The organism is Rubrivirga sp. SAORIC476 (assembly GCF_002283555.1).
Taxonomy (GTDB): Bacteria; Bacteroidota; Rhodothermia; order Rhodothermales; family Rubricoccaceae; genus Rubrivirga.
In genome coordinates this window covers 981,475-993,208 of the sequence record NZ_MVOI01000006.1, presented here as the reverse complement: position 1 = coordinate 993,208, position 11,734 = coordinate 981,475, and the positions used below count along the sequence as shown (strand labels likewise).

9 protein-coding genes are annotated in these 11,734 nt (G+C 69.6%); 2 read left to right on the top strand and 7 right to left on the bottom strand.

Annotation, left to right across the window (positions count from 1 at the left end; all coding sequences use genetic code 11):
- The 7 genes from B1759_RS15630 to B1759_RS15600 form a co-directional block, all read right to left on the bottom strand.
- On the bottom strand, nucleotides 1–153 hold a 153-nt coding region (locus B1759_RS15630), incomplete at its 3' end, for a GTP-binding protein (protein WP_233134430.1).
- A gap of 36 nt (nucleotides 154–189) precedes the next feature.
- A complete protein-coding gene (fusA, locus tag B1759_RS15625; RefSeq protein WP_095515972.1) occupies nucleotides 190–2,289 on the bottom strand; it encodes an elongation factor G in 2,100 nt (699 codons plus the stop codon).
- Nucleotides 2,290–2,368: 79 nt separating this feature from the next.
- Nucleotides 2,369–2,839: a 30S ribosomal protein S7 gene (rpsG, locus tag B1759_RS15620; RefSeq protein ID WP_095515971.1), complete on the bottom strand. Its 471-nt coding sequence runs from the start codon at nucleotides 2,837–2,839 to the stop codon at nucleotides 2,369–2,371.
- A gap of 104 nt (nucleotides 2,840–2,943) precedes the next feature.
- Complete coding sequence (rpsL, locus tag B1759_RS15615) at nucleotides 2,944–3,318, bottom strand: 30S ribosomal protein S12 (protein ID WP_095515970.1); 375 nt, start codon at nucleotides 3,316–3,318, stop codon at nucleotides 2,944–2,946.
- Between the two features lie 309 nt (nucleotides 3,319–3,627).
- Nucleotides 3,628–5,748: an ATP-dependent zinc metalloprotease FtsH gene (gene ftsH, locus B1759_RS15610; RefSeq protein WP_095515969.1), complete on the bottom strand. Its 2,121-nt coding sequence runs from the start codon at nucleotides 5,746–5,748 to the stop codon at nucleotides 3,628–3,630.
- A 170-nt stretch (nucleotides 5,749–5,918) separates the two neighbouring features.
- Entirely contained in the window at nucleotides 5,919–9,281 is a 3,363-nt protein-coding gene (locus B1759_RS15605; RefSeq protein ID WP_095515968.1) for a tetratricopeptide repeat protein, read from the bottom strand.
- Nucleotides 9,282–9,490: 209 nt separating this feature from the next.
- Nucleotides 9,491–9,943 (bottom strand): hypothetical protein, encoded by a 453-nt coding sequence (locus B1759_RS15600; RefSeq protein WP_095515967.1) that lies wholly within the window; start codon nucleotides 9,941–9,943, stop codon nucleotides 9,491–9,493.
- A gap of 85 nt (nucleotides 9,944–10,028) precedes the next feature.
- Between B1759_RS15600 and B1759_RS15595 the strand changes: the two genes are divergently transcribed.
- Both B1759_RS15595 and glp read left to right on the top strand, forming a co-directional pair.
- A complete protein-coding gene (locus B1759_RS15595) occupies nucleotides 10,029–10,367 on the top strand; it encodes an SCP2 sterol-binding domain-containing protein (RefSeq protein WP_158225301.1) in 339 nt (112 codons plus the stop codon).
- A gap of 53 nt (nucleotides 10,368–10,420) precedes the next feature.
- Entirely contained in the window at nucleotides 10,421–11,620 is a 1,200-nt protein-coding gene (gene glp / locus B1759_RS15590; RefSeq protein WP_095515965.1) for a gephyrin-like molybdotransferase Glp, read from the top strand.
- Nucleotides 11,621–11,734: the final 114 nt, after the last annotated feature.

The window sequence follows — 11,734 nt, the reverse complement described above, 5'->3', positions numbered from 1 at the left end:
GTCGATCTCGTCGAAGCCCTTGGCGACGCCGCCCGACTTCTCGGCGAGCACCTTCGTGATCGCCGCCGTCAGCGTCGTCTTGCCGTGGTCGACGTGGCCGATCGTGCCCACGTTCACGTGGGGCTTGTTCCGCTGGAATTGCTCCTTAGCCATGGTGTTGTTGGTCTTGGGGTGTGAATCTGGGGCGGGCTACGCGGCGGCCTTGCCGGCGGCTGCGATCTCCTCGGCGATGGAGGTCGGGACCTCCTCGTAGTGGTCGAACTGCATCGAGTAGATGGCCCGGCCCTGCGTGTTGGAACGGAGGTCGGTGGAGTACCCGAACATCTCCGAGAGCGGGACGAAGGCGTCCACGACCTGCGCGTCGCCGCGCTGGCCCATGCCCTCGATCCGACCGCGCCGGGAGGACAGGTCGCCGATCACGTCGCCCATGTACTCCTCGGGCGTGATGACCTCGACCTTCATGATCGGCTCCATGATGACGGGGCTCGCGCGGCGCGTCGCCTCACGCATCGCCATGCGGCCGGCGATCTCGAACGAGAGCTGGTCGGAGTCGACGTTGTGGAACTTGCCGTCGTAGAGACGGGCGCGGATGGCCTCCATCGGGTAGCCCGCGAGCGGACCCTGGTCGAGGGCGCTCTCGATGCCCTTCTGGACCGACGAGATGAACTCGCGCGGGATGGCGCCGCCCTTGATCTCGTCGATGAACTCGAGGCCTTCGGTGCCGGGCTCGGCGGGCGAGAACTCGATCTCGACGTGCGCGAACTGGCCGCGACCGCCGGACTGCTTCTTGTGCGTGTACGCGTGCTCCACCGACTTGCGGATGGCCTCGCGGTACGACACCTGGGGCTCGCCGACGTTGGCCTCGACCTTGAACTCGCGCTTGAGGCGGTCCACGATGATCTCGAGGTGGAGCTCGCCCATGCCCGCGATCAGGGTCTGACCGGTCTCCTCATCCGAGGACACCTTGAAGGTCGGGTCCTCCTCGGCCAGCTTCTGGAGCCCGACCGAGAGCTTGTCGATGTCAGCCTTGGTCTTCGGCTCGATCGCGATCTTGATGACCGGCTCGGGGAAGTCCATGGCCTCGAGCACGACGGGCGCGTCGGGGTCACAGAGCGTGTCGCCAGTCTTGGTGTCCTTCAGGCCCACGATGGCGCAGATGTCACCGGCCTTGACCGACTCGACATCCTCACGTGTGTTGGCGTGCATGAAGAGGAGGCGACCGGCGCGCTCCTTCTTCTCGGTGGTCGCGTTGATGAGCGCATCTCCCTTGTTCAGCGTGCCCGAGTAGACACGGGCGAACGTGATCCGGCCGACGTAGGGGTCGGTCGCGATCTTAAACGCGATGGCCGCGAACGGCTCGGCCGGGTCGGCCTCGCGGATGACGATGTCCTCGGTGCGCGGCTTGTGGCCCTCCATCGGCGGCACGTCGTGCGGCGACGGGAGGTAGTCGATGATGCCGTCGAGCAGCTGCTGAACGCCCTTGTTCTTGAAGGCCGAGCCGCAGAAGACCGGCGTGATGTCCATCGAGAGCACGGCCTCGCGGACGGTCTCCTTCACGGTCTCGACGGGAAGCTCCTCCCCTTCGAGGTACATCATGAGAAGCTCGTCGTTGTGCTCGGCGACGGCCTCGAGCAGCACGATGCGGGCTTTCTTGGCGGTCGGCGCGAGGTCGGCCGGAACGTCCACCTCGTCCCAGGTCGAGCCCTGCGTGGCGTCATCGAAGATGAACGCCTTCATCGTGATCAGGTCGATGTGACCACGGAACATCTCCCCGTCGCCGATCGGAATCTGGACCGGGACGGCGTTGGCGCCAAGGCGGTCCTTCATCATCTGGACCGCGTTCTCGAAGTTGGCGCCCGTGCGGTCCATCTTGTTGACGAACGCGATACGGGGGACGTGGTACTTGTCCATCTGCCGCCAGACCGTCTCGGACTGGGGCTCCACGCCGCCAACCGAGCAGAACAGCGCGACCGCGCCGTCGAGCACGCGCAGCGAGCGCTCCACCTCGACGGTGAAGTCGACGTGGCCGGGGGTGTCGATGATGTTGATGCGGTGGCCCTTCCACTCCGCGGTCGTCGCCGCCGAGGTGATGGTGATGCCACGCTCCTTCTCCTGCTCCATCCAGTCCATCGTGGCGCCGCCCTCGTGGACCTCGCCGATCCGGTGCGTCTTGCCGGTGTAGTACAGGATGCGCTCGGTCGTCGTGGTCTTGCCCGCGTCGATGTGCGCCGAGATCCCGATGTTTCGGGTCTTGGCGAGCGAAAAGGTCTTGCCTTGGAGGTCGGCCATTGGAGGTCGTCGGTTCGGGGGGGGAGCCGAGGAAACGCGCCAGTCTCACCCAGAGGCGGAAGCGCGTATGACGGTTCGGTTAGAAGCGGGCGAAGTGAGCGAACGCCTTGTTGGCCTCGGCCATGCGGTGCGTGTCGTCCTTCTTCTTGACAGCGCCGCCCTCACCGCGCGAGGCGGCGATGAGCTCGGCTGCGAGGCGGTTGGCCATCGACTTGTCGCCGCGGGCCTTGGCGTACTGGAGGAGCCAGCGGAACGCGAGCGAGGTGCGCCGCTCGGGGCGGACCTCGATCGGCACCTGGTAGGTCGCGCCACCGACGCGGCGGCTGCGGACCTCGACCAGCGGGGCCGCGTTGGTCAGCGCCTGGCGGAAGACCTCGACGCCGGGCTCGCCGATGCGCTCCTCGACCAAGTCGAAGGCGCCGTAGACGAGGCCCTGGGCCACGGACTTCTTGCCGTCGCGCATGACGGCGGCGATGAACTTGGCGACGGTGACGTCACCGTAGATCGGGTCCGGGGTGGGGATCCGCTTTTCTGCTTGCTTCCTGCGCATGGGTTTCTAGCTGTCAGCGATCAGCTTGTCAGCGATCAGCGTGGACGGGGAGCGTCGAACTGCAGCACGCCCCCAAAACGGGCGGCGTGCTGACAGGCGACGGCTTAGCTCTTCGGCTTCTTGGCGCCGTACTTCGAGCGGGACTTCCGCCGGTCGGCGACGCCGGCCGTGTCGAGCGCGCCACGGACAATGTGGTACTTCACGCCCGGGAGGTCCTTGGCGCCGCCACCACGGACGAGCACGATCGAGTGCTCCTGGAGGTTGTGGCCCTCGCCCGGGATGTAGGCGATGACTTCGTAGCCGTTCGTCAGGCGGACCTTGGCGACCTTGCGGAGGGCCGAGTTCGGCTTCTTCGGCGTCGTCGTGTACACGCGGGTGCAGACGCCACGGCGCTGCGGGTTGCCCTGGAGAGCGATCGACCCGGAGGTCTTGCGCTTGGGCTTGCGGCCCTTCCGGACGAGTTGGTTGATCGTAGGCACAGCGGTGCGGTCAGGTCTGGTTGATGCGGGCGCGGCGACCGGCCGGCACGCGAGAATCGAACCCTCAACGTACCGACTCCTCCCCCCATCCCCAATGCCCGGACCTTCACAATCCATGGCGAGACCTGCGATTCCAGGGCCCAGAGGACGAAGCCTGTGTGGAGCACAGCAGCCGATACAGACCGACAGATCACGCTTGATCCGATCCTCACGGCACGCTGCCAGTTGCCTCCATCTTCCCCTCTATACACGAAAGGCCCGTCCGCGTGCAGCGGACGAGCCTTGTGAATCGCGCGATCAGACTGTCGCCTACGTCGATGCAGAGATGTCCGGCTCGTCCCTGACCGGCGCCGACGAGTCTACCGAGGCGGGCTCGGTCGAGGCGACGCCGTCCCCCTCGGAGGCCGGACCGGGCGGCAGGTTGACGGGCTCGCCCTCGGCGGTCACGCCCGCCTGATGGTCGTGTCGCTGGTACGGGCGCTCGCCGAGCACCTCGCGGAGGTCGTTCTCGTTGAGCACCTCCTTTTCCAAGAGTGCCTGCGCGAGTCGCTCGAGATCGTCGGCCCGCTCCTCCAGCAGCACCCGGGTCTGAGCACGCACGTCGTCGATGAGCGCCTTCACCTCAGCGTCGATGCGACGTGCCATGTCGTCGGAGAACGGCTTGTCAAAGACCGGCTGGTCCTTCTGGCCCGACATGTTGAACGACACGTAGCCGATCTCCTCGCTCATGCCGTAGTCGACCACCATGGCGTAGGCCATCTTGGTGATCTTCTCCAGGTCGTTCTGGGCACCGGTCGTGATCTGGCCGAAGATGATCTCCTCGGCGACCCGTCCGCCCATCGTCATCACCATCCGGTCGATGAGCGCTTCCTTGGTGTAGAGGTAGCGCTCCTGGGGCAGCGACTGCGCGTAGCCGAGTGCCGCCATGCCGCGTGGCACGATCGACACCTTGACGACGGGGTCGGTGTACTCGCGGAACCACCCGGCGACGGCGTGACCGGCCTCGTGGTAGGCGACGATCTTCTTCTCCTCTGGGCTGATGAGCTTGTTCTTCTTCTCCAGCCCGCCGATCACGCGGTCGATGGCGCGCTCGAAGTCGATCATCTCGACGGCGTCCTTGCCATCACGCGCCGCCAGCAGCGCCGCCTCGTTGCAGACGTTCGCGATCTCGGCGCCCGCGAAGCCCGGCGTCTGGCCGGCCAGCAGTTCCAGGTCGATGTCGTCGCCCAGAGTCAGGTTCTGAGTGTGGACCGCGAAGATGGCCGCCCGCTCGCGGCGGTCCGGCCGGTCGATGAGCACTTGCCGGTCGAAGCGGCCTGGACGCAGCAGCGCCGAGTCGAGCGTGTCGGGCCGGTTGGTGGCCGCCATCAGGATGACGCCCTTGTCGGTGTTGAACCCGTCCATCTCGACCAGCAACTGGTTGAGCGTGTTCTCGCGCTCGTCGTTGCCGCCCATGATGGCGCCGCGCCCGCGGGACCGGCCCACGGCGTCGATCTCGTCGATGAAGATGATGCAGGGCGCCTTCTCCTTGGCCTGCTTGAACAGGTCGCGCACGCGCGCCGCGCCGACGCCGACGAACATCTCGACGAAGTCGGAGCCGGAGAGGCTGAAGAACGGGACCTGCGCCTCGCCCGCGACGGCCTTGGCGAGCAGCGTCTTGCCCGTGCCGGGAGGGCCGACGAGCAGCACACCCTTCGGCAGTTTGCCGCCGAGCTTCGTGAACCGCTGGGGGTCCTTGAGGAACTGGACGACTTCCTCGACTTCCTCCTTGGCCTCGTCGAGGCCGGCGACGTCCTTGAACGTGATCGGCGCGCCCTCGGTCTGGTCGAACAGCGTCGCCTTGTTCTTGCCGATGTTGAGCACCTGCTGGCCAGGCCCGCCCATCCGGCGCAGGATGAAGATCCAGAACAGCGCCAGGAAGCCGATCAGGATGACCCAGGAGAACAACCCACTCCAGACGCCCGACGTGTAGTCGGCCTGGAACTCGACGGGGTCCTCGCCCGCGGCGATTCGCTGCTCGTTGATCGACTGGACGTAGTCCGTCAGGTCGTGGTCGTCGGGCTTGGTGGTACGGAAGCGTCGCCCGGCGTCGGCGGCGGGCTGGCGGCCGAGCGACGGCTCCGGCGCGGCCACCTCGACAGACTGGGCGTCGACGGCCTCCTGCGTGTACGAGCCGCGGATGTCGACGCCATCCTGCACCTCGAAGGCCTCGACGTACCCCTTCTCGACCTGTTCGAGAAAGACGGAGTACTCGACCTCGGACGATGCGCCGCTGCCTGCGACGAACGTCTGCACGGCGAGCGCCAGCAGGGCGATCAGGACGAACAGGTAGAAGGTGCCAAGCGACAGGCGCGGGCGCTTTCCCCCGCCGCCATCACGGCCGGACTGGCCGTCTCGAGGGTTCTGGGGCGTTCGCGGAGAGGAAGCCATAGGAAGACGTGCGCGCTGAGCGCGGGCGCGGGCGATGCCACGCAAACGGATTTGGACAAAGGGGGGCGATACCCGACCCCATGGGGGAGGTTCCTAGATCGCGGTCGAGCGCCGAACCATCCGACGCCCTGCGACGATCCCGACCCGGGTTCGGACGAACGCGCGTCGGGTTACGGTCCGTCCACGTCGTTCTCGGGAACGACGGTGAATCCGGAGAGCGCGATCACCTCACCGCGCAGTCGAGCCCAGGCGGGCAGGCCGTCGCGCGCTGCCTCGGCCTGCTCGGCATCGTCGAACTGGCCCAGCGCCACTGTGAAGCTCGTGTTGCCCTCGTCGCGCAAGATGGCCGCCCGGAATCCCGCTTCCTTCAGCACGCGGACCATCTGGGTGCCCTCGTCCGGGATCGAGAGGGTTCGCACGCGCCACGTGAAGCCGCCGAGCGAAGGATCAATCGGCTCGGAGCTGCGGAGCCCGGTGTTGGACGCGGCGGCCACCGGCTCTGCAACCTCCTCCTCGGGTTCTCTGTCGCCGTCGAGCGTCTCCTCGACCGGGTCCTCTGCAAGGACCGGGTCGTCGGGGTCCACCTGCACGGAATCGGCCGGGCCGACCGAGGAGTCGGGCAGAGACGCTTCCAGGCCATCCGGAACGGAGAGGGAGTCCGTCCGAAGCGTGTCGGACAGCACAGGGAGTTGAATCTCGGGCAGCGCGGGCAGGCGCGCGATGAGTCCGGTGGCGCGCTCCGCGTAGGGCGAGCCAGGGTAGCGAGCGACCAGTCCGCGCAGGTGGTGGCGGAGCGTGAACGAGGTGGAATCGGGGACGGGAAGGGCCCGGAGTGCCGACGGTGGCTCCGCAGACGGCGGCGGGGCGGCGGCGGCGACCGGAGTCGCAGCCGGAGCCTGTCTGCGCCGTGCCGCCGGGTTCCGGCGAAGGATGGGGGCTTCGTCGTCGACGGCAGTCTCGGTCTCTCGTCGCGGCACCACATCGTCGTCGACCGCCGGTGCGGAACGAGGACGCGACACCTCGTCGTCCAGTGGCTCGTCGTCCACCTGCCGACGCGCCTGCATCAACGCGCGGTCCTCCGGCGAGAGGTCCAGATCGTCCGGGTCGGCCAGTGGGCGCGGCGCGTCATCAGACATGCCCTCCTCAAGGATGCGGCGCTCCTGGGACGGGGAGACAGGGTCCACGTTTTCCTCGAGGTCGTCTGCCTCGGGAGTCTCCGCTCCAGTCTCGGCGGCGTCCGGCTCAACGGTCGAGGTCGCTGCTTCGAGCGCCGCAGCCTCGAGCGCCGCCGCGGTCTCGATCTGAGCCAGCGAATCGGCGACGGCGAGGAGCACCGTCGACACCAGCGAGTCGGGGAAGGGGCGCACGAGGGCGAGCGAGTCCCGCCCGGCCCACTCCACGTACGCGACGGCGGCGGCGAGGTAGGCCCGCGGGGCATCGGCGTCGTCGGGGTTCGCGTCGCCCAGCGCGACGAACGCCTCGGCGCCCGCGAGCGGGTCTCCGCCGACCCACAGCCGGCGGGCGGCGTCGTAGGCCGCGGAGGTTTCGACCACCGCCTCCCCCTCGTCTGCGGACGCCCGCCCGAGGCGGACCAGGGAGGCCTGGCGGAGCGCCGACGAGTCGGCCGCGGCGACCGCCTCGTAGAGCGGACGCGCCACGTCGTCTCGGCCCGCCTCGCGCTCGATCTCCGCCAGCGCGTAGCGTGCGCGGACGGCCACGGGCAGGTCGGGCGTCTCGGCGAGGATCGTGCGGTAGAGCGCCGCCGCGGTGTCGGCCCGGTTGATGGAGAGGAAGAACGCGTTGGCCAGTTCGTAGCGGAGCCCGGCCAACGAGGCCACGGCCTCCGCCCGCCGCGCTGGCGTCCGGGGAACCGACGAAAGGTCCAGCGGCGGCGGCCCGCCAATGCTGCCCGCCCGTCGAGCCACCTCGTTCCCGATCACGCCCCGCGCCGACGCGGCGTCGCCCGCCTGGAGGGCAGCGCGCCGCCGCCAGTTGGGCACCAGGGGCCGGTCGCCCCAGGTCTGCTCGAAGGCGATCAGACCTGCCTGCACGGAGGCCGGGACCCGGTGCGCGAGGAACCCGGCATCACCGTTCGCGGCCTGCGCTTGCTGTGCTTGTGTCTCCGCGGCCTGACCCACACGGCCCCCTCCGATCTGCTCGTTGCCCAGCCCGCCACTGCCGCTGAACGCCTGCGCCGTTCGCGCAGCGTCGAGGCGGCGCTGCTCCTCGATGAAGACGCGACGACGCTCGGCCTCGATCTCCTCGATCCGCGCCCTGAAGTCCTCGTCGGAGAGATCGCCGAGGGCGAGCAGCGAGTCCACCTCGGCGATCCGGCGGGCCGTCTCCGCGAGCGCGTTGTAGGTCCGCGCCTCGTCGGCCACGTCGAGGATCGCGCCACGCGAGGGGCGGACGTCGGTAATGGGCGCCCGGAGTGCGGTCGCGGCGGTGTCGAAGTGTGCCGACGCGAGCACATAGTCGCCCATGGCATCGCGGTAGAGTTCGGCGAGGCGGTAGTGGGTCTCCCCGCGCACCCGCTGGCCGGCGAGCGCCTCGTCGTAGAGCACGTCCCGGAAGAGAGACCGCGCACGCTGGGTCTCGCCGGCCGCGGCGCGGAGCCGGGCCTCGACGAGCGCCAGCTCACCCCGCCGGTCGTAGTTCTTGTCGTCCGACCGCATCGCGCGGACGGCCGCGAGGGCCTCGTCCGTGCGCCCAGCCTCGATGCCGACCACGAGGGCACGCCCCACCTCGGCTGCGTACGAGAGTTCGTAGTCCGGACGGCGGCGGAGAGCTTCGGTGTAGGCCGCCGCGGCCTCGTCCCAGCGCTCGGCGTGCTCCTCGACCTGACCGAGGAGCACGAACGCGCGGGCTGCGATGTCGGCGTCGCCCTCTTCGGGAGCGCCCTCGCGGAGCGTCCCAGCGGCCTCGTCCCAGCGACCCGCGCGGGCGTAGAGCTCGCCGAGGGCCAGCTGCATCCGGGCCCGCCAGAAGCGGTCGCCTCCCTCGTCGGCCAGTCCCTCCTCCAGGACGAGGACGCCATCGTCGAAGCGGTTGGCGGAAGCGTACGTGCGCCCGAGCCAGAAGCGGGCCTCATCCCCCAGCCGACGGTCCTCCACGAGCTCTGCCGCCGCCATCGTCTCGCGGAACTTCTGCTCGGCGCCGACGAAGTTGCGCTGGTAGAAGTAGGCCTTGCCGATCACCATGAGCGCGTCGTCGGCCCACTTGGAGGTCGCGCGCGAGCGGAGCAGCTCGGCGCTCTTGTCGATGGCGTCCTGGAACGGCCCGCTGGTCTGCGTGCTGGCCGTGACCGGGAACACCGAGACGAGCTGGTTGCGATCCACCGTGACCGCCGACCGCTCCAGCGCCCGCTCGCCCTCCTCCAGCGACTGCGAGGCGTTGTAGTACGTGTTGTAGTACGCCCGGAAGTTGTTGTACCGGCTGTGCAGCGGAGACCCGGTGCTGCACCCAGGCAGCCCGGCGCCCAAGCCAGCGAGGGCGAGAACCGCGAGGAGACGAACCGACAGCGCCTTGCGCATCGAGACCACGTAAGAGAGACGAAAAACGGGGTAGCGGAGGAGCCGGTTCGGTCGGGGGCGGGTTCGCGGGCCAAGCTACGCCGCGCGGTCCGCGGCGTCAGGGCACGAACGGGCGTCCGTCTTCGAACGTGCCCGGGCCCGCGGCGCGCGTCCGCCTCGGTGCCGAGGTGGAAGGACCGGCCCCGTTCGCGAGCGCCTCCCTTCACGCCTCAGTTCTCCCGAGCCCTCGACGCGCGGTGTGCCTCCGGGGGTGACGGTTGCCCGGCGACCCGGTAGCCTGCCACGCCGTCTCCCTCGACGAACACCACCAGCCCTTCCGCCTCCGGGTCGTAGGTCTCCAGCTGGCGGGCCTCCCAGCCGTCGAAGTCGGCCTCGGTGGTGCCGGGCAGGGCGTGGATCTGGGTCGTGTAGAACAGGCGCTCGGGCTCGAACGGACGCGGTCGAAACCGCCGGGGACGCTCGCTGCGCCACAGCACCACCGCCCCGGCGCCGTGCCGACGGTAGCCCTCATAGGCTGCAGCCGACAGCTCGGCCCAGTGGCTCGCGAGGAAGTCGCGGTGGGCCTCCTGCCGCGTTCGCAGACGCCTCGACGCCAGCCGGGGCGCGGTGATGGTGACGAGACCGCGCGGGGTCGCGACGGAGACGGACGAATCGGAATCCATGGGGATCGGGGCGGCCCGTCGGAACCCGGAAGCCCGTTCGCAGGGTTCCGCCCTCCTCTCCTTCTCAGGCCCCTCCCCCACGCACATGCCCCGGTACGCTGACTTCGACGCCGTCCTCGCCTCCTACCCCGACCGCTTCAACAGCGAGAAGGCCTCCTCCATGGACGACAAGGTCTACATGCAACTCACCGGCGACGACGCCCGCGACGTAACCCTCTACGTCCACCACGGCGAACTCGACATCCTCGACGGCGAGGTGCCCGAGGACCCGACCCTCCGCCTGACGGCCAAGACGGAAGATTGGGTGGCCATCGAGAACGGCGACCTCAATCCGATGATGGCGATGATGCAGGGGAAGGTCAAGATGAAGGGCTCGGTGCCGTTCGCGACCAAGTTCATGGGCCTTTTCGGCTACGGCGGCTGACCGGGTGACGAGCGGGGGGGCGGACGCTTCCCTCCCGCTCTCCCCTCGCCTCCATGGACGCCCTCGTCTCCGTCGACTACGCCCTGCGCGCCGTCCTCACGATGGCGCGCGTCACGCCGGGTGAGGCCGTCCGCCTCGGGGACGCCGTGGGGCGAACGCTGGCCGAACCCGTCGCCAGTCGGGAGTCGCACCCGCCGTTCGACGCCTCGGCGATGGACGGCGTGGCCCTCCGCGTCGCCGACCTCCCGGACTCGCTGACGCTCCCGCTCGTCGGCGCCGTCCACGCGGGCGACGTGCCAGGCGACCTGCCACCAGGCGTGGCGGTCGCCATCATGACCGGCGCGCCCGTCCCAGCCGGTGCCGATGCCGTCGTGCCGGTCGAGCGGATCACGCGCGACGGCGACACCGTCCGCCTCGACGCGCGCCCCGCAGTCGGACAGCACATCCGCACGACGGGCGACGCGCTGGCGGCAGGTGTCGAGGTGCTCGCCGCCGGGACGGTCGTGACGCCGGGCGCCGTCGCCGTCCTCGCCGCCGTCGGCGCGGATCCGGTGTGGGTCCATTCCCGCCCGCGCGTCGCCGTGATCGCGACGGGCGACGAGCTGGTGGACGCTGCCTCTCCCCTCTCGCCCGGCCAGATCCGCGACTCGAACGGCCCGACGCTCGCCGCGATGGCCGAGGCCGCCGGAGCCGCAGTGATCGGCCCGCTCCGCGCCCGCGACACCGCCGCCGACCTGGCCCGCGTGCTCGCCGAGACCCGCGACGCCGACGTGATCGTGTTCGCGGGCGGCGTGTCGATGGGCGAGCGCGACGGGGTCCGCGACGCCGTCGAGGCGGCGGGCGGGTCGTGGACGCTCTGGGGCGTCCGCCAGCGGCCCGGCAAGCCGCTCGCCGTGGGCGTGCTCGACGGACGCCCCGTGATCGGGCTGCCCGGCAACCCCGTCAGCGCGGCCGTGTGCTTCGAGGTCTACGTCCGCCCCCTGCTCGCCGCCATGCTCGGGCGCCCGGCCGACGCCTTCACCGAGCCGGCCGTGCTCGACGCGCCGATCTCGAAGAAGGCCGGGCTCCACACCTTCGCCCGCGTCGCCGTTCGCCGCTACGTCGAGGGCCGACTCCACGCCCTCCCCGCAGGGGCCCAGGGCTCGCACGTCGCCCACTCCCTCGCCCTCGCCGACGGACTGGCGCATCTACCCGAGTCGTGGCCGGACGCGCCTGTCGGATCGGTGGTGGCGTTTCAGCGCTGGGGGTGGTGAGGGTCGGACGTGCGGAGGTGGGTGAGGTCCGGAAGAGAATGAGGTGCAGCGGCATTCAGGTCTTGAGGCGACATAGAATCTTGTAGCTGCCCAGACCCTCGCACCTCTACAACC

Coding starts and splice junctions, on each gene's coding strand:
- rpsG (WP_095515971.1), bottom strand. CDS start 2,839: ATGCGCAGGAAGCAAGCAGAAAAGCGGATCCCCACCCCGGACCCGATC.
- glp (WP_095515965.1), top strand. CDS start 10,421: ATGGACGCCCTCGTCTCCGTCGACTACGCCCTGCGCGCCGTCCTCACG.
- B1759_RS15605 (WP_095515968.1), bottom strand. CDS start 9,281: ATGCGCAAGGCGCTGTCGGTTCGTCTCCTCGCGGTTCTCGCCCTCGCT.
- B1759_RS15595 (WP_158225301.1), top strand. CDS start 10,029: ATGCCCCGGTACGCTGACTTCGACGCCGTCCTCGCCTCCTACCCCGAC.
- fusA (WP_095515972.1), bottom strand. CDS start 2,289: ATGGCCGACCTCCAAGGCAAGACCTTTTCGCTCGCCAAGACCCGAAAC.
- B1759_RS15600 (WP_095515967.1), bottom strand. CDS start 9,943: ATGGATTCCGATTCGTCCGTCTCCGTCGCGACCCCGCGCGGTCTCGTC.
- ftsH (WP_095515969.1), bottom strand. CDS start 5,748: ATGGCTTCCTCTCCGCGAACGCCCCAGAACCCTCGAGACGGCCAGTCC.